The 20,319-nt window shown below is 73.8% G+C and carries 23 protein-coding genes; 11 read left to right on the top strand and 12 right to left on the bottom strand.

The window, feature by feature from the left end:
• Positions 1-1,089 (bottom strand): YdcF family protein (locus ACWF41_RS03380; protein ID WP_452182006.1); only part of this gene is annotated, 1,089 nt, incomplete at its 3' end.
• A gap of 103 nt (positions 1,090-1,192) precedes the next feature.
• Between ACWF41_RS03380 and ACWF41_RS03385 the strand changes: the two genes are divergently transcribed.
• Positions 1,193-1,612: a VOC family protein gene (locus ACWF41_RS03385; RefSeq protein ID WP_380324776.1), complete on the top strand. Its 420-nt coding sequence runs from the start codon at positions 1,193-1,195 to the stop codon at positions 1,610-1,612.
• Between the two features lie 15 nt (positions 1,613-1,627).
• Here the strand turns inward: ACWF41_RS03385 and ACWF41_RS03390 are convergent, their stop codons facing one another.
• On the bottom strand, positions 1,628-2,833 hold the full coding sequence (locus ACWF41_RS03390) for a low temperature requirement protein A (RefSeq protein ID WP_380324779.1): 1,206 nt from the start codon (positions 2,831-2,833) through the stop codon (positions 1,628-1,630).
• 112 nt (positions 2,834-2,945) lie between these two features.
• Here ACWF41_RS03390 and ACWF41_RS03395 point away from each other — a divergent pair, with 112 nt between their 5' ends.
• The 4 genes from ACWF41_RS03395 to ACWF41_RS03410 are packed head-to-tail and all read left to right on the top strand — an operon-like array spanning position 2,946 to position 5,501.
• Positions 2,946-3,428 (top strand): DUF2975 domain-containing protein, encoded by a 483-nt coding sequence (locus tag ACWF41_RS03395; protein WP_380324782.1) that lies wholly within the window; start codon positions 2,946-2,948, stop codon positions 3,426-3,428.
• Positions 3,428-3,682 (top strand): helix-turn-helix domain-containing protein, encoded by a 255-nt coding sequence (locus tag ACWF41_RS03400; RefSeq protein ID WP_380324785.1) that lies wholly within the window; start codon positions 3,428-3,430, stop codon positions 3,680-3,682. Before ACWF41_RS03395 ends, ACWF41_RS03400 begins: the two co-directional genes overlap by 1 nt.
• Positions 3,672-4,850 carry an NAD(P)/FAD-dependent oxidoreductase gene (locus ACWF41_RS03405; RefSeq protein WP_380324788.1) on the top strand — a complete coding sequence of 393 codons (1,179 nt, stop codon included), beginning with the start codon at positions 3,672-3,674 and terminating at the stop codon, positions 4,848-4,850. The genes ACWF41_RS03400 and ACWF41_RS03405 overlap by 11 nt, the downstream gene beginning before the upstream one ends.
• A 9-nt stretch (positions 4,851-4,859) precedes the next feature.
• Complete coding sequence (locus ACWF41_RS03410) at positions 4,860-5,501, top strand: LysE family translocator (RefSeq protein ID WP_380324791.1); 642 nt, start codon at positions 4,860-4,862, stop codon at positions 5,499-5,501.
• A 2-nt stretch (positions 5,502-5,503) separates the two neighbouring features.
• On the opposite strand, the gene ACWF41_RS03415 is transcribed toward ACWF41_RS03410, so the two are convergent.
• Together ACWF41_RS03415 and ACWF41_RS03420 are read right to left on the bottom strand one after the other, a co-directional pair.
• The gene (locus ACWF41_RS03415; RefSeq protein WP_380324794.1) at positions 5,504-6,523 is read right to left on the bottom strand and encodes a zinc-dependent alcohol dehydrogenase family protein; all 1,020 of its coding nucleotides are present in this window, start codon (positions 6,521-6,523) and stop codon (positions 5,504-5,506) included.
• Positions 6,524-6,549: 26 nt separating this feature from the next.
• Positions 6,550-7,731, bottom strand: a complete 1,182-nt coding sequence (locus tag ACWF41_RS03420; protein WP_380324797.1) for a multidrug effflux MFS transporter — start codon at positions 7,729-7,731, stop codon at positions 6,550-6,552.
• A 112-nt stretch (positions 7,732-7,843) separates the two neighbouring features.
• Between ACWF41_RS03420 and ACWF41_RS03425 the strand changes: the two genes are divergently transcribed.
• The 3 genes from ACWF41_RS03425 (at position 7,844) to ACWF41_RS03435 (ending at position 10,326) form a co-directional block, all read left to right on the top strand.
• The gene (locus tag ACWF41_RS03425) at positions 7,844-8,722 is read left to right on the top strand and encodes a helix-turn-helix domain-containing protein (RefSeq protein WP_380324800.1); all 879 of its coding nucleotides are present in this window, start codon (positions 7,844-7,846) and stop codon (positions 8,720-8,722) included.
• Positions 8,723-8,786: 64 nt separating this feature from the next.
• Positions 8,787-9,488 (top strand): hypothetical protein, encoded by a 702-nt coding sequence (locus tag ACWF41_RS03430; RefSeq protein WP_380324803.1) that lies wholly within the window; start codon positions 8,787-8,789, stop codon positions 9,486-9,488.
• 61 nt (positions 9,489-9,549) lie between these two features.
• Positions 9,550-10,326 carry a thioesterase family protein gene (locus ACWF41_RS03435; RefSeq protein WP_380324806.1) on the top strand — a complete coding sequence of 259 codons (777 nt, stop codon included), beginning with the start codon at positions 9,550-9,552 and terminating at the stop codon, positions 10,324-10,326.
• 265 nt (positions 10,327-10,591) lie between these two features.
• On the opposite strand, the gene ACWF41_RS03440 is transcribed toward ACWF41_RS03435, so the two are convergent.
• The 7 genes from ACWF41_RS03440 to ACWF41_RS03470 form a co-directional block, all read right to left on the bottom strand.
• Positions 10,592-10,954 carry a DUF5808 domain-containing protein gene (locus ACWF41_RS03440; RefSeq protein ID WP_380324628.1) on the bottom strand — a complete coding sequence of 121 codons (363 nt, stop codon included), beginning with the start codon at positions 10,952-10,954 and terminating at the stop codon, positions 10,592-10,594.
• 22 nt (positions 10,955-10,976) lie between these two features.
• Positions 10,977-12,188: an MFS transporter gene (locus ACWF41_RS03445; protein ID WP_380324631.1), complete on the bottom strand. Its 1,212-nt coding sequence runs from the start codon at positions 12,186-12,188 to the stop codon at positions 10,977-10,979.
• A 34-nt stretch (positions 12,189-12,222) separates the two neighbouring features.
• Entirely contained in the window at positions 12,223-13,569 is a 1,347-nt protein-coding gene (locus ACWF41_RS03450) for an ABC transporter substrate-binding protein (RefSeq protein WP_380324634.1), read from the bottom strand.
• Positions 13,570-13,580: 11 nt separating this feature from the next.
• Positions 13,581-14,540, bottom strand: coding sequence for a carbohydrate ABC transporter permease (locus ACWF41_RS03455; protein WP_380324637.1), 960 nt, complete (start codon positions 14,538-14,540; stop codon positions 13,581-13,583).
• A 13-nt stretch (positions 14,541-14,553) separates the two neighbouring features.
• On the bottom strand, positions 14,554-15,474 hold the full coding sequence (locus ACWF41_RS03460; protein ID WP_380324640.1) for a carbohydrate ABC transporter permease: 921 nt from the start codon (positions 15,472-15,474) through the stop codon (positions 14,554-14,556).
• Between the two features lie 97 nt (positions 15,475-15,571).
• A complete protein-coding gene (locus tag ACWF41_RS03465) occupies positions 15,572-16,819 on the bottom strand; it encodes a Gfo/Idh/MocA family protein (RefSeq protein WP_380324643.1) in 1,248 nt (415 codons plus the stop codon).
• Positions 16,820-16,842: 23 nt separating this feature from the next.
• Positions 16,843-18,021 carry an ROK family protein gene (locus tag ACWF41_RS03470; protein ID WP_380324646.1) on the bottom strand — a complete coding sequence of 393 codons (1,179 nt, stop codon included), beginning with the start codon at positions 18,019-18,021 and terminating at the stop codon, positions 16,843-16,845.
• A 143-nt stretch (positions 18,022-18,164) separates the two neighbouring features.
• Between ACWF41_RS03470 and ACWF41_RS03475 the strand changes: the two genes are divergently transcribed.
• Positions 18,165-18,458 (top strand): DUF4287 domain-containing protein, encoded by a 294-nt coding sequence (locus tag ACWF41_RS03475; RefSeq protein ID WP_380324649.1) that lies wholly within the window; start codon positions 18,165-18,167, stop codon positions 18,456-18,458.
• Between the two features lie 44 nt (positions 18,459-18,502).
• Here ACWF41_RS03475 and ACWF41_RS03480 read toward each other — a convergent pair whose 3' ends face one another.
• Positions 18,503-18,820, bottom strand: a complete 318-nt coding sequence (locus ACWF41_RS03480) for a DUF4235 domain-containing protein (protein ID WP_380324652.1) — start codon at positions 18,818-18,820, stop codon at positions 18,503-18,505.
• A 149-nt stretch (positions 18,821-18,969) separates the two neighbouring features.
• Here ACWF41_RS03480 and ACWF41_RS03485 point away from each other — a divergent pair, with 149 nt between their 5' ends.
• Positions 18,970-19,455, top strand: a complete 486-nt coding sequence (locus ACWF41_RS03485; protein WP_380324655.1) for a hypothetical protein — start codon at positions 18,970-18,972, stop codon at positions 19,453-19,455.
• Between the two features lie 90 nt (positions 19,456-19,545).
• On the top strand, positions 19,546-20,181 hold the full coding sequence (locus ACWF41_RS03490) for a DUF305 domain-containing protein (RefSeq protein ID WP_380324657.1): 636 nt from the start codon (positions 19,546-19,548) through the stop codon (positions 20,179-20,181).
• Positions 20,182-20,319 lie beyond the last annotated feature (138 nt).

Consider the following 20,319-nt stretch of genomic DNA (forward strand, 5'->3'; position numbering starts at 1 on the left):
TTCCCCCCCCCCTCCCCTTTTCGCCCCCCCCTCCCCCCCCCTCCCCCCCCCGACGAGGGTCACCAGCGCCACGACGAGGACGATGCCGGCGGCCGCCACGACATGCACGGCTGGGCGGCGCCGCAGCACCGCCACGAACTCGCGCAGGTACGCGCTCGGGAAGTAGTAGCCGGCCGTCGGGGCGCCCACCGCGTGCACGTCCAGGCCCAGGTCCATCGCCTCGAGGGCGGCGCGCGGGGCGTGGTAGTTGTTCGTCGCGACGAGGTACGGGCCCGGCACGCCGTGCTCGCGCAGCAGCGCGACGCCGAGCGTGAGGTTCTCCCGGGTGGTGCGCGCGCGGTCCTCGACGAGCACGCGGTCCGCCGGCACGCCGTGGCCGGTCAGCCACTCGCCCATGGCGACGCCCTCGGGCCGGTCCTCGTCCGCGCCCTGCCCGCCCGACGGCACGATCGGCACGGGCGCGCCGCCCGCCCCGAGCCGCTCGGCCGCCTCGACGCCGGCCGCCAGGCGCGCCGCGAGCAGCGGCGGCACCCGGCCGCCCACCACCTTGGACCCCAGCACGATCACGCCGTGCGCCGGCACCTTCGCCGCGGAGCGTCGGTACAGCAGCGTCTGCGCCACGAAGCCCAGGAACACGAAGCCGAGCCAGGCCGTGCCGAGCACCAGCCCGACCACCAGGCCCAGGGTCCAGGGCACGACGTCCAGCACGAACGGCGCGACGACGACGAACGGCGCGGCCAGCATCGCCAGCCCCACCAGCAGGGACAGCAGGTTGCCGAGGCTGCGGCGCTCCCGGCGCACCATCGTCAGCCCGTTGAGGACGAGGAACACCGGCAGCGCCAGCATCCCCACCCCGAGGAGGCCGACGAACGCGAGGGTCGCCCACCCCATGGCGGTCTCCCCGCCGGGCGCCAGCGCCACGACCTGCCCGAGCAGCGCCACGCCCGTGTACACGACGGCGATCGCGAGGAACCCGTTGCGCAGGCGGCGCCGGTCGACGCGCAGCGAGTGTGCGAGCCACACCGCCCAGAAGGCGCAGACCGCCACGGACAGGGCGACCGACCAGGCGGTGGCGACGACGTCGGACATGCCGGGACTCCAGGACGGGTGGGTGAGGACTGCACGCAGGATAGGGGGACGCGCGGCGAAATGGCCTGGGGAGCCACGGCCGTGACGTGCTCTGATACCCCGCATGACCTCCCGCATCTCGCACACGACCATCGACTCCCGCGACGCCTACGCCCAGTCCCAGTGGTGGAACCAGGTGCTCGGCTACACCGACGTCCCCGGCGACCCCAACCTGCCCGGCCACGTGGAGTGCATGATCGTGCCGCCGGCCGACCACGACGCCCCCGCCGAGAGCCACGGCCACGTCCTCTTCATCGAGGTCCCGGAGCACAAGGAGCTCAAGAACCGCCTGCACCTCGACCTGCGCGCCCTCGACCGCACCCGCGACGAGGAGCTGGAGCGCCTGCTCGGCCTCGGCGCGACGGTCGTCGCCGACCGGCGCACGGACGACGGCGGCGGCTGGGTGACCCTGGCCGACCCCGAGGGCAACGAGTTCTGCATCCTGCGCAGCACCGCCGAGCTGAAGGCCGCCGGCCTGGCCTGATCCCGGGCGTCGGGCTCAACCCGAGGCGTGGGAGGTGCTGACCGGCGGGTGCAGCACCAGCACGACGACGATCGCCACCATGATCACGGCCGTGAGGGTCACGGGCACCGGGACCACCGGGTCGAGCAGCACCAGCACCGCGCCCACCGGGACCACCGTGTTGACCACGCGGTCGGCGTTCTCGCGGATCGCGAGCCACCAGACGCCCAGCACGAACACGGCGATGGGGACCGTGACCGTGAACGACGCGGCCACGTCGGACAGCTCGGTGTGCCCGGTGAGCGCGTCGATCTCCACCTCGATGCCCGCGGAGAACGCGCCCGCCGCGGCGAACACGAAGTAGTGCACGTAGCCGTAGCGGAGCGACCGCGAGAGCCGGGCCTCGCCGAGGGCGCGGTGGTGCGGCGGCCAGAAGTAGATCCACCACAGCGCCGCGGTGACGACGAGGGCGAGCACTGCGATCGAGACCAGGGAGCCCAGGTCCTGCTGGTCGTGGAGGGCCTCGATGATCGCGTTCGACGACGCCAGCAGGCTCTCGCCGAGCAGGATCAGCGTGAACAGGCCGTACCGCTCGGTGATGTGGTGCGGGTGCCACGGCGTGCGGCCGCGGCGCTCTGCGATCACGGGGACGGCGAGCTCCGCCGCGGCGAGGACGGCCCACGCCGGCGCCTGCACCCCCTCGGGCAGGACGAGGAGCGCGAGCCAGCAGACCTGCACGACGGCGATGCCCGCGGCGTACGCGCGGGTCGCGGCGCGGGCCGGCCCGTCGGCGCCCGACGCGCGCAGCCACTGGGCGATCATCGCCACCCGCATCACGACGTAGCCGACGATCACGACGGTGAAGTCGCCGTCGAGGAACACCGGCTCGATCCCCGCGGCGAGCACCAGCACCCCCGCCATCTGGACCACCGTGAGCACGCGGTACAGCCAGTCGTCGGTGTCGAACGAGGTGGCGAACCAGGTGAAGTTCATCCACGCCCACCAGACGGCGAAGAACACCATGCCGAACGAGGCCAGGCCGCCCGCGACGTCGCCCGTCGTGAGCGCGTGGTGCAGCTGCACGGACGCGACGCTCACCGCGACCACGAAGACGAGGTCGAAGAACAGCTCCAACGGGCTCGCGGTGCGGCCGGGCTCGTGGGGGTCGCGGGCGCTCATCCGCACGAGGCGGGACCGGGGCTGGGTCGCGTGCGGGGGCTCGGGCGTGCTCACGCGAGCCATCGTGCACCCCGGCGACCGGCCCGGCCAGACGTCGGGGGAGGTTCTGCGAAGAACGTGAGAAGCGATGGATATCTATTGACTTTCGATAGGTGACGACGCGAGGCTCGGCCGCATGTCACGCACCCAGCGCCTCGTCGGGCCCCTGCGCGCCCTGCTCGTCGCCGTCTTCGCCGCCATCGTCGTCACCCAGGTGCTGGCGCTGCCGTCGCTCGCCGCGACGACCGCCCAGGACCACCCCGAGATGGCGTCGCTGCGCTGGCCGCTGCTGGTCCTCGCCGTCGCCGCCCTGGCCTGCGTCGAGGTCGTGATCGTGTGCACGTGGCGGCTGCTGACGATGGTGCGCGACGACCGGATCTTCTCCGACCACGCGCTCGTCTGGGTCAACGGCATCGTCGCCGCCGTCGCGGCCGCGTGGCTGCTCGACCTCGCCGCGCTGGTGCTGCTCCTCGCCGCCGGCACCGGCAGCGCCGGCCCCACCCTGGCGCTCCTGCTGGCGCTCGTCGTGGGCGCCGCGGTCGCGCTGCTCATGGTCGTGCTGCGCGCGCTGCTGCGGCAGGCCACGGAGCTGCGCACCGACCTCGACGGGGTGATCTGATGCCGATCGTCGTCCGCCTCGACGTGGAGCTCGCCCGCCGGAAGATGAGCGTCGGGGAGTTCGCGGAACGGGTGGGGCTCACGCCTGCCAACGTCGCCGTCCTCAAGAACGGGCGGGCCAAGGCCGTCCGCTTCACCACTCTGGAGGCCATGTGCCGGGTGCTCGACTGCCAGCCGGGCGACCTGCTCGAGTGGGTCCACGACGAGGACGTGGACGTCGATGACGTGGACGGGGGTGCCGGCGATGAGGGCTGACGTGCTCGTGGTCGGGGCCGGTCTGGCGGGGCTGTGGACCGCGACCGAGCTCGCGAGGCGGGGGCACGATGTCGTCCTCGCCGACCGCCGCACCCGCCTCGACACGACGGTCCGGACCACGGGCATCTTCGTGCGCCGCACCCTCGAGGACTTCGCTCTGCCGCCCGAGCACCTGGGCCCGCCGGTCCGCCGGATGGTGCTGTACCCGCCGTCGCACCGCGCCCCGGTCACCCTGGACGGCGCGCACGACGAGTTCCGCGTCGGCGACATGGCCGCGCTGTACCTGGAGCTCACGGCCCGCGCCGTCGCCGCGGGCGTGCGGCTGGAGCTCGGCACCCGGTACCTCGGCTCCCGCGGCGACGTGCACCTGCTGCACGGCCCGCACGGGCCTGAGGAGGTGGGCGCGACGTTCGTCGTCGGGGCCGACGGCGCCCGGTCCGCCGTCGCGCGCGGGCTGGGCCTCGACCGCAACCGCGAGCTGCTGGTCGGCGCCGAGGAGGTCTTCGAGGTGCCGCCGCGCGACGCCCGGCCGGGGGCGGTGCCCGCGTTCCACTGCGTGCTCGACCCGCGCCTCGCGCCCGGCTACCTCGCGTGGGTGCTCGACGACGGCCGGCACGCGCACGTCGGGGTCGCCGGGTACGCCCACCGGTACCCGCACGGCCTGCGGGACGCGCTGCGGAGGTTCGCCGCGAGCGCCCCCGGGCTCGCCGGGGTCCCGGTGCCGGACGTCGTCGAGCGACGCGCCGGGACCATCCCCGTCGGCGGGCTGCTGCGCCGGATCTCCGGCCCGCACGGGCTGCTGGTCGGCGACGCCGCGGGCGCCGTCTCCCCGCTCACCGCGGGCGGCCTCGACCCGTGTCTACGGCTGTCCGAGCACGCCGTCGACGTCCTCGACCTGGCCCTGCGCTCCGGCGACCGGCGCGACCTCGCCCGGTACGACGGCGCCGCGCTGCGCGCCCGGTTCCGAGGGCGGCTCGCCCTGCGCCGCGGGCTGTCGCTGGTGCGCACGCCCGCCGTCGCGGCCGTCGGCGTCGCCGCGCTGCGCACGCCGCCCGGTCGTGCGGCGGCCCGGCGCATCCTCTTCGGGCACGGGTCCTTCCCGGACCCGCGACCGGTGCCCGCCGCCTCCCGCGAGATCGCCCTCGCCACGCCCGGTCCCCAGGGCTAGATTTCCCGCGTGCCGCCCGCCGAGTCGCTCCTCGCCTTCGCGCTGGCCTCGGTCGTGCTCATCGCGATCCCGGGGCCGAGCGTGCTGTTCGTCATCGGCCGCACCCTGGCCCTGGGCCGGCGCAGCGGGCTGGTGAGCGTGCTCGGCAACGAGCTCGGCGCGCTCGTCCCGGTCGCCCTGGTGGCGCTGGGGGTGGGCTCGGTCGTCGCGCAGTCGATCGCGCTGTTCACGGTGCTGAAGCTGCTCGGTGCCGCGTACCTGGCCTACCTGGGGATCCAGTCGATCCGGCACCGGCGGGAGGGCACCGACGTCGGCGCGGACCCGCGGGCGCGGGCCGCGTCGTCGTGGACGGTGCTGCGGCAGGGCTTCGTCGTCGGGGCGACCAACCCGAAGACGATCGTGTTCTTCGTGGCGGCACTCCCCCAGTTCGTCGACTTCCACGCCGGGGCCGTCCCCCTGCAGATGCTGGTGCTGGGGCTGGAGTTCACGCTGATCGCACTGCTCCTCGACGGCGCCTGGGCGCTGCTCGCCGGCACCGCCCGCGCGTGGTTCGCCCGGTCGCCGCGGCGCCTCGCGGCGATCCGCGGCACCGGCGGCGGGATGATGCTCGGCCTCGCCGGCGTGCTGGCCCTCACGCCGGCGAAGTCCTGAGCTCAGACGGTCAACAGCACCTTGGTGGCCCGCCGCTCGTCCATGGCCGCGTAGCCCTCCGCCGCCTTCTCGAGCGGCAGCGTGAGGTCGAAGACCTGGCCCGGGTCGATCTCCCGGTCCCAGACGAGCCGCACGAGCTCGGGCAGGAAGCGGCGCACGGGCGCGGGGCCGCCGTGCAGGTGGATGCCGGCCATGAACAGGTCGTCGCCGGGCAGGGCGACGTCGTGGGAGACGCCCACGAAGCCCAGGTGCCCGCCCGGGCGGGTCGAGTGCACGGCCTGCATCATCGACTCCTGCGTGCCGACGGCCTCGATGACCGAGTGCGCGCCCAGCCCGCCGGTGAGCTCCTTGATGCGGGCCACGCCCGCGTCGCCACGCTCCTCGACGATGTCCGTGGCCCCGAACCGGCGGGCCAGTGCCTGCCGTTCGGCGTGCCGGGACATGGCGATGATGCGCTCGGCCCCGAGCTGCTTCGCGGCGAGGACGCCGAGCAGCCCGACCGCGCCGTCGCCGACGACGGCGACCGTCTTGCCGGGGCCCGCCTCGGCGGCGACGGCGGCGAACCAGCCAGTGCCGAGCACGTCGGAGGCGGCGAGCAGCGACGGCACCAGGTCGTCGTCGGGCATGCCGGGCGTCGCGACGAGCGTGCCGTCCGCGAGGGGGATGCGCGCCCGCTCCGACTGGGTGCCGAGGGTGCCCATGAGCACCCGGTGGGTGCAGTAGGCCTGGTAGCCGGACCGGCAGATCTCGCAGGTGTTGTCCGACGCCCAGAACGAGCCGACGACGAAGTCGCCGACCTTGACGGTCCGCACGTCGGCGCCGATCTCCTCGACGACGCCGACGTACTCGTGGCCCATGACGGCGTCGTGGACGTCCTCGACGCCGCGGTACGGCCACAGGTCGGACCCGCAGATGCAGGTCGCGGTGACCCGGATGATCGCGTCGGTGGGCTGGATGATCCGGGGGTCCTCGCGCTCGACGACGCGCACGTCGCCGGGGGCGTGCAGGATGACTCCGCGCATGGTGGTGCTCCGTTCGTTGGTGTGTCTCAGTAGCGGATGGGGGTACGTGGGGTACGCCGCCGGACGGTGGTGGCGGCGACGGCCGCGAGCGCGACGGCGACGACGGCAACGAGGCCGAGGGGCAGGACCGTCGCCGCCCCGGCGAGCCCGACCAGCGGGGCGGCCGCGCCGCCGAAGCCGAACCGGACCATGCCGAGCAGGGAGGACGCCGTGCCGGCCAGCCGCGGGTAGCCGACGAGCGCGAGCGTCGTCGCCGGCGGGGAGGTCGTGGCCACACCGCTCGCCAGGGCAAGCAGCGCCACGACCACGACCCACAGCGGCATCGTCGTAAGCCCGGCGAGCAGCAGCCCGAGGGCGCCGAGCCCCGCGAGGCCGGTGCCGACGGCGAGGGTGCCGGCCACGCTCCAGCGCTCGGCGGCGCGGCCCGCGAGGAACCCGCAGAGCATGAAGCCTGCGGAGTTGAGGCCGAACGCGAGCGCGTACCCCTGCGGGGAGAGCCCGTAGATGCCCTGCAGCACGTACGTCGCGCCGGACAGGTACGCGAACAGCGCCGCGTACATGAACCCCTGATGCAGGATCGCGCCGACGAAGACCCGGTCTGACAGCAGCACGCGGAAGTCGCGCCCCGTCTGGGCGAAGCCACCGGCGGTGCGGCGGTCGGCAGGCAGCGTCTCGGGGAACGCGACGAGCGCGACGACCAGGATGGCCGCGCCGGCGGCCGCGAGGAAGACGAACAGGCCGCGCCAGTCGGTGACCGCGCTCAGCTGCCCGCCCAGCAGCGGCCCGACGATCGCCGCGAGCCCGCCGACCACGGTGAGGCGGCCGTAGAAGCGGATCAGGGCGCCGCCGTCGTACACGTCGCGGCCCGCGGCCTGCGCGACGACGATGCCGACGCCGCCCGCGAGGCCCTGCACGAAGCGGGCGCCGACCAGCACCTCCACGGTGGGGCTGAGCGCGCACAGGGCCGACGTGGCGACGTACGCCACGATGCCGACCAGCAGGACGCCGCGGCGCCCGAGCCGGTCGGACAGCGGGCCCGCGACCAGCTGCCCGGCGGCGAGCCCCACGAGGCACGCGGTCACGGTGAGCTGGGCGACCGACGTCGCCGCGCCCAGGTCCGCGGTGAGCGCGGGCAGCGCCGGAAGGTACAGGTCCATCGAGATCGGCCCGAAGACCGTGAAGAGGAGCAGCAGGGCGGGAGCGGGCATGTCGTCCAGCGTCCGTCGCGCGGCCGCGCGGCGGGAGTCCCTGACGAACCGTGTACCGGCAGTACACCCTTCGCGGCCGCCGCGGCGCCCGGCCCGTGCCTAGCCTGGCGGCATGGACAACCGAGCCGAGGTGCGCGAGTTCCTCATGTCGCGCCGCGCCAAGGTCACCCCCGACGAGGCCGGCCTGCCGGGCGGCTCGAACCGGCGCGTGCCCGGCCTGCGGCGCAGCGAGGTCGCGATGCTGGCGGGCGTGAGCGTCGAGTACTACGCGAAGCTGGAGCGCGGCACGATCGCGGGAGCGAGCGCGTCGGTGCTCGACGCCGTGTCCCGCGCCCTCCGGCTGGACGACGCCGAGCGCGCCCATCTCCTCGACCTCGCGCGCGCGGCCGACGGTGTCCCGACGTCGGGGCGGTCGCGCGGCCGGGCGGCCCGCCCGGCGACGCCACGCCCGAGCCTGCACTGGGCGCTCGAGGCGATCACGGACGCCGTCGCGTTCGTCCGCGACCCGCGGCAGAACCTGCTCGCGACCAACGCGCTGGGCCGCGCGTTCTACGCCCCCGTCATCGGCGACGGCGGGCGCACGCCCAACCTGGCGCGCTTCCAGTTCCTCGACCCCGCGGCCCGCGACTTCTACCCCGACTGGGACGTCATGGCCCAGATGTGCGTGGGCGTGATGCGCGCCGAGGCGGGACGCAACCCCCACGACAAGGCCTTCCAGGACCTGGTGGGCGAGCTGTCCACCCGCAGCGAGCCCTTCCGCACGCTCTGGGCCGCGCACGACGTCCGCATCCACGGCACCGGCACCAAGCACTTCCGGCACCCGGTAGTCGGCGAGCTGACGCTCGCCTACGAGGAGCTCGCCATCACCGCCGAGCCCGGCCAGGTGCTGCTCGTGTACACCGCGGAGCCCGGCTCGCCGTCTGCCGAGCGGCTGCGGCTGCTGGCGTCGTGGGGTGCAGAGGCTCGCGGCGTCGTCGGTCAGGCGGGATGACGGCCCGCGATCCGTCCACGCAGGTCCGCGACCCGGCACGATCGTCGCGAGGTACCTTCCCGGCATGCAGATGAACGCCGTGTCGGCGGAGCCCGTGCTGGACTCGGTGCGCGGGCGCGCCGTGGGGCCGGTGGCGTGGACGCTGGCCTGGTCGTTCGCCCCGGTGCGCGGAAGGCAGGCGTGGGCGGCGATCGCCTGGCCGGGGTGGGTCGCGCTCGTGGCGCTCGGCGGGTTCGTCCACCGGGACGCGACGGTGGTGGCGCGCGTGAGGTCCCGGCGCTCGGGGCCCTCGCTCCGCCACCTCGGGATCGTGCTCGCGTCCGCGGTCACGGCCGGCGCGGTCCTGGGCGTCGCCTCCGGCGTCGCGGCGGGGGCCGACCCGGCCGCCGGCGTCCTCGTCGCCGTGGTGGTCCTCGCCTGGCCGGCGGCGGCTGTGCTGGTCCTGGTCGTCGTCGCGTTCCGCGCTTGGCTGGCGATCTCCCGCACCCAGCGGCCCGCGCGACGCGCGGCGTCGCGAGAGCAGCGCCGCGCCGACGCCGCGGCGATCCGCGCGGCGGACTGGACGGTCGACTCCGTCGCGTCGCGGGAGCCGGGCGGCGCGCTCGCCCTGGTCGCCCGCCACGTCGGCCAGGTGGTCCCCCCGGGCGAGTCCGTGCGGACGCTCGCCGCCACGGCCCGGCACGCCGCCGTCTACCGGCGTTACGGCCTCGAGCCGCTGCCCAGCCGGCCCCTGGTGCTGGTGGGGACGGCACCGTCCGCCCGATGAGGCGAAGAGCGCTCCGGGCCCTGGCAGGATGGCCGGCACTCCCCACGAAGGACGGACACCCATGGCCTACTTTCGCCGCACCGGCACGTCGACGTTCCAGCCCACCGAGCACGTCGGAGGGGCGTGGAAGACGGACGAGCAGCACGTGGCCCCCACCCTCGGGCTGCTCGCGCACCTGGTGGAGGCCGACCGGGAGGCGCGCGGTCGCGACGACCTGGCCGCCACGCGGCTCACGTTCGACATCCTCGGCCCGTACCGGCTCGAGGAGATGACGACGGACGTGCGCGTGCTGCGCCCGGGGCGCGGCGTCGAGCTGGTGCAGGCCGACGTGGCGTGCGGCGGCCGCACGGTGGTCACGCTGCGCGCGTGGCTCACCGCCGTCGGCGACACGCGGGACCTGGCCGCCGGCGCGCCCGCGCCGCTCGCCCGCCCCGACGACACGCCGGCGTGGGACCCGACCACCGACTGGCCGGGCGCGTTCGTCGCGTCGATCGACGTGCGCCGCACGCTCGCCGAGCCCGGCCGCGGCACGGTGTGGGTGCGCACCGGCCACGGCCTCGTCGAGGACGAGGAGGTGGGCACGCTCGCCCGCACCGTCGGGCTGTTCGACGTCGCCAACGGGATGTCGGTGCGCGCCGACCCGCGGAAGGTCGCGTTCCCCAACGTCGACCTCTCGGCGCACCTGCACCGCGCGCCCGCGGGCGGCTGGCTGGGGCTCGACACGTCGGTCGTCTTCGGTGCCGACGGCGCGGGGCTCACGTCCAGCGTGCTGCACGACGAGCACGGCGCCTTCGGCACGCTGGCGCAGGGCCTCGTGGTGCGCGCGCTCGACGCCTGATCACCGCGCCCGGCCTCCGCACCTGAGCTCCGTCGCGTGTCGCAACGCGTGTCGTCGCTCCGCGGACGTTGTCGATTTTCGCTGGGTCAGCAAGACGGGAGCCGTGCCTGCTCAGCAGGCACGGCCCCCGGAGAGCGAAGGATTCTCTCTGAGCCATACCCACTCCGGCCCAACGGGAACCATTCCCGCTCCCCCGACCCCACGAAGAACCACAACACCCCCGAAACGAACACTCGCCGTGCAACTCGCCGCGCGACACGCGGTCTCAGGCGGAGGCGTCCGCCTCGCGCGCCCCCTCGGCCTTGCGGCGTACCAGCTCGACGATGCGGCCGAGGTTGAGGGTCCAGCCGACGCCGAAGACGTGCGGGCTGATCAGGTGCTCGCCCTCCGGGTCCCAGACGCGCTCGCGGATGCGCTCGACGGTCGGGACGCGGAACTCGTAGGGGACGAACCCGGCGACGGTGCCGTGCCAGGTGCGGTCCTCCTTGTCCTTCTGCAGCTCCTTGGTGATCGCCGCGACGACCAGCGCGACCACGATGAGCTGGAACAGGTTGGGCCCGCCCCGCTTCTTGCCGTGCTTGTCGAGGTGCTGCTTCTTGGCGTGCTGGATCTCCTGCTTCTTGCCCATCGCGGCCTCCGCTCGTCGGTTCTCACCCATCGTGCCTCAGGAGGACGGCGACCGCCGCGACGACGCACACCGCCGCCGTCGTCAGCAGGCCCACCGAGAAGCTGGTGCCCGCCGCGATGAAGCCCACCACGAGCGACCCGAGCCCCGTGCCGGCGTCGAACCCGATGTTCCACACGGCGCTGGCGGTGCTGTGCTGCCGCGCCGGCACCGCGGCGAAGGCCGCGACGAGCGTGAGGTTCTGCAGGCTCCCGTAGGAGACGCCCACCACCGTCATCCCGAGCACGAGCAGCGACGGGCGTACGCCGCCGGCCGCGATCGCCGCAGCGCACAGCGCGAGGCCGCCGGCGCAGACGAGGAGCAACGGCGCGAGGAAGACGCGCGGCCCGAACCGGTCGGCGAACCCGCCCACGCCCCAGCGCGCGAGGGCGGTCGCGGCGGTGAAGCCGAGGAGCCCCGCCACCGCCGCGCCCGCGCCGCCCGCGAACTGCGGCGCGAACGTGAGCAGCGCGCCGCCCGGCGTCGTCACCGCGAGGAGCACCAGCGACGGCATCAGCAGGGCGAGCAGCGTGCGGCCCCGGCCCGTCGCGGCTCCCGCGTCCGGCACGGCGTCGGAGACCTCGGCACGGGAACCGGCGGCGTCGGTGGCGGCAGCGTCGAGCCGACGCCCGAGCAGGGCCGCGAACGGCACCGCGAGCACCGGCAGCGCGCCGAGGGCGAAGACCACGCGGAAGTCGAGGGTCTCGGCGACCCACGCCGCGCTCGGCACCAGCACCAGCTGCGGGAACGCGATCGACAGCCCGTACAGGCCGATGGCCCGGCCGTGCCGCGGACCGTCGACGAGGGCCGCGACCGCCGTCGACCCGCACACCGTGAGCACCGCGAACCCGGTGCCCCGCACCGCCGACAGCGCCAGGAGCCAGCCGAGGTGGTCGGTGGCCATGAACAGCAGCGACGGCGCACCCAGCAGCATGACGCCCACCACCATCGTCACGCGCCAGCCCACCCGGCGCAGCAGCCACGGCACCGTGGTCTGCGTGAGCACCGTGGCGAGCATGAGCACCGCGTTGACGAGGCCGGCGCCGCCCTCGGTCGCGCCGCCGCGCACCGCCCACAGCGGCGCGGCGGGCAGCAGCAGCGCGTACCCCGAGAAGCCCAGCGCCGACATCGCCAGCAGCGGCCGGAACCCCGGGACGCGGGCGACGGACGACGACGAACGGGGGGCGGGACGGCGCATCGGGCGAACCTACCGCGCGTCCCGCACCCCGCCGTCACCTCAGCAGGCCGTTGATGCGGTCGTTCACCTCCGTGAGCGTGGAGACGTCGCGGTCCCCGATGTAGATCTCGTCCATGATCGGCATCATCACCGAGTCGATCGCGCCGAACTGCTCGGTCACGGGGAAGAAGAGGGTCTGCTTCTTCTCCACCAGGTCCGTGAACACCGAGACGTCCAGGCCGCGGTCCGCGAACGCGTCGATCGCGGCGTCGGTGCCGGCGGGCCGCGCCGGGAAGACCACCCCGGCCTCCCCCACGATGCGCTGGCAGTCGTCCGAGCCGAGGAACTCCACCCAGCGGGCGGCCTCCTCCGGGTTCGGCGACTGGGCGCTGATCGAGTCGGCGAGGCCGTTGTACATCGACACCGGGTGGCCGACGGGGCCGCTCGGCAGGCTCGCGATGCCCAGGTCGACGCCCTCGAGGTTGGCGTACGTGCCGAGCATCCACGACCCGTTCGCGGAGATCGCGGCACGCCCCGAGCCGAGGGCCTGCTGCGGGTTGGGCTCCGTGCCGACCTCCTCGTACGGCGCCATGAACCCCTTGTCGACCAGGCCGAACAGCCACTTCAGCGAGGACTGCACGCGCGGGTCGTCGAAGTGGTACTCCGTGCCCCACACGTCCGCGTCGGTGAACTTCCAGCCTGTCGCCCCGGCCAGCCACGACCACGTCGTCTGGCCGGACGTACCGCCCGAGCCGTTCGACGCCAGGCCGTAGACGGCCACGTGCTTCGGGTCGAAGCCCTCCTCGTCGCCGCGCACCCCGTTCTCGTCCACGCTGAGGTGGGCGAGCACCTTCTCGAAGCTCCCGCCGTCCTCGGGGTTCCAGTCGAGGCCCTCGAGGTCCGCCGGGCTCAGCCCCGCCTCGGACAGCACGTTCGTGTCGTAGAACAGCGCGACCGTGTCGAAGTCCTTCGGCATGCCGTACTGGGCGCCGTCCTGCCCCACCCACAGGTCCGCGAGGCCCTCCTGGAAGCCGCCGTAGTCGACGTCGGCCGTCGCGTCGAGGGAGTTCAGGTCGAGCAGCAGCCCCTTCTGGGCGAACCCCGGGTACTGGGTGAGGTGGTCGGTGAAGACGTCCGGCCCGGCCCCCGCCACGAACCCGGCGGTGAGCTTGCGCCAGTAGTCGTTCCAGCCGTACTGGCTGATCCGGACCTTGAGGTCCGGGTTCTGCTCCTCGAAGGCGTCCGCGCACCGCTGGTAGGCGGGCAGCTGGTTGGCGTCCCAGAGCCAGTAGTCCACGGTGACGGAGTCCTCCGCCGAGCCGGGGACCGCGCAGCCCGCGAGGGCCAGGGTGCCCGCGGCCAGCGCCGCGGCCAGGGACGCTGTGGTTCGACGTGTACGCACGACGGTCCTCCTCACTTGATCCCGTTGAAGCCGATGGAGTTGACGATCCGCTTCGCGAACGCGAGGAACAGCAGGATCATCGGCAGCGCGGCCACCAGGGTCGCGGCCATCAGTCCGGCCCAGTCCGGTCCCGTCTGCGGGGTCTGCGCGGTGAAGTTGCCGAGCGCCACGGTGAGCACCCGCGAGTCGTCGGTGTAGGAGACCATCAGGGGCCAGAAGTAGTCGTTCCACGACCCGATGTACGTGAGGATCGCGATGGTCGCGATCGGCCCCATCGACATCGGGATGATGATCGCGAAGAACACCCTGACCTTGCTGGCGCCGTCGATGAGGGCCGCCTCCTCGACCTCCGTGGAGACGTTCATGAAGAACTGCCGCAGGAAGAAGATCGCGAACGGCGTCATGAACAGGCCCGGCAGCATGATGCCGAGCAGCGTGTCGATCAGCCCCAGCTCCCGCACCAGGATGAAGTTCGGCAGCAGCGTGAAGATCACCGGCACCATCAGCGACAGCAGGAAGACGGCGAACACGGCGTTGCGGCCCCGCCAGTGCAGCCGGGAGAACGCGTACGCAGCCATCGCGGAGAAGAACACCTGGCAGACGGTGACCACCGTGGCCACCACCACCGAGTTGCGCAGGTAGAGCCAGAAGTCGATGGACGCCCCGGAGCCGCCCTGCGCGATGGCCTCCTCGGTGGACTGCAGCCCGAAGACGCGCTCGAAGCCGCCCCAGCTGAAGTCGACCGGCAGCAGCGAGGTCGCGTTGGCGTACAGGGCCCCGTTGCTGGACAGCGCCGTGCGCAGCATCCAGTAGAAGGGGAACAGCGTGACGAGCAGCAGCACCGCCATCACCACCCACGCCAGCACGCGGCGGACGCTCGGCGGGCGGCGCCGGCGCGTGGCCGGCGCGGGCTGCGAGGGGGGCGCCGCGGTGGTCGCGGGCTCGGGCAGGGTGGTCGTGGTCTCGGTCATCGTCGCCCGCTCCCTAGTTCAGGTCCGTCTGGCCGGCCCGCGTCATGCGGTACTGGAAGAAGGTGACGACCACCAGGATCAGCAGCATGGCCACGCTCAGCGCGGACGCGTAGCCGAAGTCGAACTGCCCGAACGCCTTGTCGTAGATGTAGAGCTGCAGCACCCGGCTGGCGTCGACCGGACCGCCGTTCGTCGTGACCGCGACGGTGTCGAACACCTGGAACGAGCCGATCACCGAGATGATCAGCACCAGCCCGAGGATGGGTCGCAGCAGCGGCAGGGTGATCCCGAAGAACGTGCGCGTCTCGGAGGCGCCGTCCACGCGGGCCGCCTCGTACGTGGTGTGCGGGATGGTCTGCAGCCCGGCGAAGATCAGCAGCGCCGTGTAGCCCATGTGCCGCCAGACGTTCACGACGGCGATGGTCGGGATGGCCCAGGCCTCCGACGTGAAGAAGCCGATGCGGTCCAGGCCCAGCCACTCGAGCACCTGGTTCCCGATGCCGAGCTGGTAGTCGAGGATCCACAGGAACACGAGCGCCGCGACCACGTTCGACACCAGGTACGGCGCCAGGACGAGCGAGCGCAGCAGCGTGGACCGGCTGAGCCGCTGCATCAACATCGCGAGCAGCAGCGCCACCACGGTCTGCAGCACGATGTTGATGACGACGTACTCGAGCGTGACTCGCACGGCGTTCCAGAACACCGGGTCGCCGACCATCTCGCGGTAGTTGTCCAGGCCCACGAACCGGGCCGGGCTGAGCAGGTCCCAGGACGTGAAGCTCAGCCAGATGCCGCGGACCAGCGGCCAGAAGTAGAAGACCAGCAGGCCGACGGTGGCCGGCAGGATGAAGAGCAGGGCGAGCCGGGTGTCGTCCCGGCGGCCCACCCGTCCCTCGCGGACGGTCCGTGCGGACGGCACGGTCGGTGCAGCCATCAAGATCCTCCTTGCGTCGTTGCAAGCAGTGCTCTGTCGGTGCCGGCGCGGGCCGGCACGGCCCGGCGTCGTCGATGACGCCGGGCCGGTGGTGCGCTCAGTCGCGGGCGGGGCGGCTCCCGAAGTCCGGGATGGGCAGCCGGTGCCCGCCCGCGAGCGCGGACTCGTGCGCGACGATGCCGGGCGCGGTGAACGCCGCGGACCGCCAGGCGTCGACCGGCGGGTGCTCCCCCGTGACCACACCGCGGACGAAGTCGTCGGCGAGGAAGTGGTGCGAGCCCTCGTGCCCGTTGGGTGCCTCGGCGTACGCGGCGGGCAGCCGGGTGCGGTCGTGCACGGGCGCGGAGCCGGACGTGAACGCCTCCCGCAGCGCCGGATCCACGTCGGCGAGGTCGGCGTCATCGCCGTTCCCGCGGACGGGGACGAAGTCGGCGGAGACGTCCGTGGACGTCTCCTTGTCGTTCCACACGCTCTGGTGCGCGAGCTGCTCGAAGCTCGCCTCCGTGCCGAAGAAGCGGAACCGCGACTCGCGGATGTGGGACGGGTAGCCCACGCGGCGCATCTCGTTGGTGCGCATCGCACCGCCGTCGGCCAGCTCGAACAGCGCCGTGGCGTTGGAGAAGCTGTTGCCGAACTGGCTGATCTCCCGGTCGAAGACGCCGTCGCCGCGCTCGTCCTCCACACCGATGCAGCTCACGCTGACGGCGCGGGTGGGCAGGGCCCCGAGGACGCCGCCGATCGCGTGGGTCGGGTAGAGCATGGGCGGGTAGCTGGCGGTGGCCTTCCAGTTCTCGCCGCCGCTGTACTGGTAGGCGGCGTAGAACCCGAGGTCCATGTCGTGGACGTAGTCGCCCTCGGCGTAGAAGACCCGGCCGAGCGCGCCCTCCCGCACCCTCTCGCGGACGAAGACGGTGGCCGGGTTGTAGTAGCTCGTCTCGCCCATCATGTAGGTGAGGCCGGTGCGCTCGACGGCCGCGATGATCGCCTCGATGTCGGTGAGCGCGGTGGCCATCGGCACGGCCGAGTACACGTGCTTGCCCGCCTCCAGCGCGGCCAGGACGAGCGGCGCGTGCGTCCACCGCTGCGTGAAGATCGCGACGGCGTCGACGTCCGAGTCGAGCATCTCCTCGAAGCTGTCGACGACGGTCGCGCGGTCGTAGCGGCCCGCGAGCGCCTTGGCCCGCTCCGGCACGAGGTCGGTGATGGTGAGCCGGTCGACGTTCGGGTGCAGGTCCCAGAGCGTGGCGAAGCTCCGGGAGAACTGCCCGGCGCCGACGATGCCGATGCTGATCGAGCCGGCGTCCTCGGGGAGCGGGGCGGTCGGGTCGAGGGGAAGAGCGGACAACGGTGCCTCCTGCGGGGGTCGGGTCATGCCGGTGCGGTGTGGTGGGGCGGGGGGTCGACGAGCATCCACTGGCAGGCCACGACTGCCGCGCCGCGGGCCCACTCGTCGAAGCCGGACGTGAAGGCGACCACCCGGGGCAGGGTCGCGTTCGGGTCGAGGTGGTCGGCGATCGCAGCGTCCATGCGGCGCCGGGCGTGGGCGATCATGCCCAGGCCGTCGCCGGCGAGGATCACGGCGGGCAGCCCGAGCATGTTCGCGAGCTCCGCGACGAGCACGCCCAGGGCATGGCCGGCGTCCTCGAAGACGCGCAGGGCGACGGGGTCCCCCGCCGCCGCGAGCCCGAGCGCCTCCTCCAGGTCGAGGTCGGCCCGGCCGTGCGGCACGCCGATGCCCTGGGTGATGGACGCGGTGGTGAGGAAGGCGGAGGCGCAGCCGCGGTGCCCGTGCGAGCAGACGGGGCCGGAGTCGGCGACGCGGGTGTGCCCGATGCGCCCGACCCGGCCCGTGGGGCCGGCGAGCACGCGGTCCTCGATGACGATGCCCAGGCCGACGCCGACGCCGACGGTCAGGACGGCGAAGTCGCTCATCCCGCGGCCGGGCCCGGACCAGTGCACGCCTGCGGTCAGCGCGCGGGCGTCCTCGCTGAGGACGGTGGGGATGCCGGTCGCCTTCTCCAGGATCCGGGCCAGGGGGACCTGGTCCCAGCCGAGGAAGGAGTTGGCGCGCACGGTGTCGTCGAACCGCGACATCTGGCCGGCCAGGCCGACCCCGAGCGCCTGGATCTCGCCCGGGCCCGAGAGTTCGTTCACCAGTTCAATGATCTCGGCCACGACGGTGTCCTGCTCGACGTCGGCCAGCGGGCGGTGCGCGAAGACCTCCACCGTCCCGGCGGCGTCCGTCCGGACCGCGTACACCTCGTCCGCGGTGACCTTGACGCCGAGGAACCGGTGCCGGTCGGCGTGCAGCACGAGCGGCGCCCCCGGACGACCCGGCGTGTCCGCCGCGGTCGGGGCCGTGGCCTCGCCGATCAGGCCGGAACCGAGCAGCGGCTGCGTGATCTTCGTGATGCTCGCCGGCGAGCGCTCGAGGCGCCGCGCGAGCTCCGCCCGGGAGAGCGGCCCGGCCAGCAGCAGGGCGCGCACCACCGCCCGGGCGGAGGGCCCGAGCGAACCGAGGCGAGGGAGGTCTGCGCGGCGTTGCACCCCCACACCCTGACGGCTATTCCTTCACCTTGTCAATGAATGGGCCCGACCTGCTCCGGCGCGCTGCGCAGGTCGTCCGCCCGCCCGTCGGCCACGATGATCCAGCAGATCCCGATCCAGGACGACCCCCAGGAGACCGACCGATGTCCTTCCAGGCGTACCTCGACAACGTCGAGACCCAGACCGGCCTCACCCCGCGCCAGCTCGTCGACGCGGCCGCCGAGCAGGGGTTCGGCCCCGAGAGCAAGACCACCCCCGTCGTCGCCTGGCTCAAGGAGACCTACGGCATCGGGCACGGCCACGCCCAGGCCGTGGCGCACGTCATCGTCAAGGGCGACCGGATCAGCTCCAAGCACGTCGGGTCGGACGGGTCGCACCGCGACGCGAGCGACCGGCTCTGGCTCGACGGCAAGGACTCCCGGCCCGCGGACTGGTGACCGGCGACCGGTGACCGGTGACTTCGGAGGTGGCCGGCGACGCGTCAGTCGCCCGGCCACTCCCCCGTCCACCGCTCGAACGCGCGCGCGCCGCCGCGGTCGATGACGGCCTTCACGACGGCGAAGATCGCGCCCTGCAGCAGCGAGGCCAGCAGGATCTCGCGCAGGCGGTACTCGGACTGCAGCGGCGTGGGCGCGTCGTCGGGGTGGCCCGGCGCGACGCGCTTGTAGACCTGCTTGAAGACCTGCGCGGCGACGAGCCCGCCGACGATCGAGCTCACGATCCCGACGGGCTTGTACAGGAGCTTCGCGGCCTTGCCGCCGCTCTTCTCGGTGCGGACGGCGTCGATGTCCTCGCTCATGCCCCGACGCTAGGCCCGGCGCACGCGTCCCGCACGGGACGCCGGCCGGCACCGACGTCCACCGACGTTCGTTACAGTGCCAGGGTCGCCGCGGGCCCCGCCCCGCGACAGACTCCGGACCGACCGAGGACGACCGCCGAGGAGGACGCGTGATCCGCACCGTGCGCCCCCTGCTGACCGGGCGGCACGGCCGCCTCGCCGGCGTCCTCCTCGTCCTCACCCTGATCGCGGGCGTCGTCCTCATGCACGCCATGAGCGGCTCCGCGTCACAGCACGGCGGCGGCGGGCATCACGCCGTCACCGTCGCGGCGGAGCACCACGCCGCCACGCTCGGCGCGGCGCACAGCACCACGCCGGACGCCGCACCGGACAGCGCGCCCGGCATCGCGCCCGCGGTCACCGCCGACGACGACCGCGCCCCCGCCGGGTGCGGCGACGGCGGCTGCGGCAGCCACGACATCGTCACGGCGATGTGCCTCATGATCCTGGCCGTGCTGCTGGTGCTCGCCGGCCCCGGCGCGCGCTCGCTGCTGCGCGTCGAGGGGCCGCGGGGCGGGCCCTGGCACCCGCTCGCCGCCGCCTCCCGACCGGCGGCCGGCCCCTCGCTGCACGCCCTCGGGATCTCTCGGACGTAGGCCCGCCCGTCCGCGGCGCCGTCGCGCCCGGACACCGGGGCCCGCACGGGCCCGGCAAGCGGAAGCCCACCGAGAGAGGTACCACCACCCATGAAGCACACCTACCTGGCGCGCGCCCGCGTGCCCGCGCTGGCGCTCGCCGTCGCCGTCTCCCTCGCCGCGTGCAGCGGCGGCAGCGACGACGACGGCGGCGGCCACGCCATGCCCGGGATGTCCGGCGGCACGTCGGACGCGACGCCAGGCGCGGAGGCCGGCGCGGAGGCGAACGCCGCCGACGTGATGTTCGCGCAGATGATGGTCCCCCACCACGAGCAGGCGATCGAGATGGCGGACGTCCTGCTCGCCAAGGACGGGATCGGCCCCGAGCTGGTCGACCTGGCGGAGCAGATCAAGGCCGCCCAGGGGCCCGAGATCGAGACCCTGACCGGCTGGCTGGAGGCCTGGGGCGCCGAGCCCGCGGCCGACGGCCACGCCGGCATGGGCGACGGGACCGGCGACGGGATGATGACGGCCGGCGACATGCAGGCCCTCGACGACGCCCGCGGCGCCGACGCGGAACGGCTCTTCCTCGAGCAGATGGTGGTGCACCACGAGGGAGCGGTCGACATGGCGCGGACCGAGGTCTCCGACGGCGAGCACGCGGACGCGGTCGCGATGGCGCAGTCCGTCGTCGACACGCAGACCGACGAGATCCAGCAGATGAAGGAGCTCCTCGGGTCCCGGTGACCGCCGCGGGGGGGGGCGGGCCCCGGGCGGGGGCCCCCAGGCGGGGGCCCCCACAGCAAGACCCCCCCCGCCACCGCTTTTTTGCTTCCGTCACCTTTCTCTTCTCCCCCCTTCCCACCCTCCCCAGCAACCACAAAA

It is taken from the genome of Isoptericola sp. NPDC055063 (assembly GCF_053608125.1).

Excerpts from the sequence above, each read along its gene's own strand:
- ACWF41_RS03385 (WP_380324776.1), top strand. The coding sequence starts at position 1,193 with ATGACCTCCCGCATCTCGCACACGACCATCGACTCCCGCGACGCCTAC.
- ACWF41_RS03390 (WP_380324779.1), bottom strand. The coding sequence starts at position 2,833 with ATGGCTCGCGTGAGCACGCCCGAGCCCCCGCACGCGACCCAGCCCCGG.
- ACWF41_RS03395 (WP_380324782.1), top strand. The coding sequence starts at position 2,946 with ATGTCACGCACCCAGCGCCTCGTCGGGCCCCTGCGCGCCCTGCTCGTC.
- ACWF41_RS03400 (WP_380324785.1), top strand. The coding sequence starts at position 3,428 with ATGCCGATCGTCGTCCGCCTCGACGTGGAGCTCGCCCGCCGGAAGATG.
- ACWF41_RS03405 (WP_380324788.1), top strand. The coding sequence starts at position 3,672 with ATGAGGGCTGACGTGCTCGTGGTCGGGGCCGGTCTGGCGGGGCTGTGG.
- ACWF41_RS03415 (WP_380324794.1), bottom strand. The coding sequence starts at position 6,523 with ATGCGCGGAGTCATCCTGCACGCCCCCGGCGACGTGCGCGTCGTCGAG.
- ACWF41_RS03420 (WP_380324797.1), bottom strand. The coding sequence starts at position 7,731 with ATGCCCGCTCCCGCCCTGCTGCTCCTCTTCACGGTCTTCGGGCCGATC.
- ACWF41_RS03425 (WP_380324800.1), top strand. The coding sequence starts at position 7,844 with ATGGACAACCGAGCCGAGGTGCGCGAGTTCCTCATGTCGCGCCGCGCC.
- ACWF41_RS03430 (WP_380324803.1), top strand. The coding sequence starts at position 8,787 with ATGCAGATGAACGCCGTGTCGGCGGAGCCCGTGCTGGACTCGGTGCGC.
- ACWF41_RS03435 (WP_380324806.1), top strand. The coding sequence starts at position 9,550 with ATGGCCTACTTTCGCCGCACCGGCACGTCGACGTTCCAGCCCACCGAG.
- ACWF41_RS03440 (WP_380324628.1), bottom strand. The coding sequence starts at position 10,954 with ATGGGCAAGAAGCAGGAGATCCAGCACGCCAAGAAGCAGCACCTCGAC.
- ACWF41_RS03445 (WP_380324631.1), bottom strand. The coding sequence starts at position 12,188 with ATGCGCCGTCCCGCCCCCCGTTCGTCGTCGTCCGTCGCCCGCGTCCCG.
- ACWF41_RS03455 (WP_380324637.1), bottom strand. The coding sequence starts at position 14,540 with ATGACCGAGACCACGACCACCCTGCCCGAGCCCGCGACCACCGCGGCG.
- ACWF41_RS03460 (WP_380324640.1), bottom strand. The coding sequence starts at position 15,474 with ATGGCTGCACCGACCGTGCCGTCCGCACGGACCGTCCGCGAGGGACGG.
- ACWF41_RS03475 (WP_380324649.1), top strand. The coding sequence starts at position 18,165 with ATGTCCTTCCAGGCGTACCTCGACAACGTCGAGACCCAGACCGGCCTC.
- ACWF41_RS03480 (WP_380324652.1), bottom strand. The coding sequence starts at position 18,820 with ATGAGCGAGGACATCGACGCCGTCCGCACCGAGAAGAGCGGCGGCAAG.
- ACWF41_RS03490 (WP_380324657.1), top strand. The coding sequence starts at position 19,546 with ATGAAGCACACCTACCTGGCGCGCGCCCGCGTGCCCGCGCTGGCGCTC.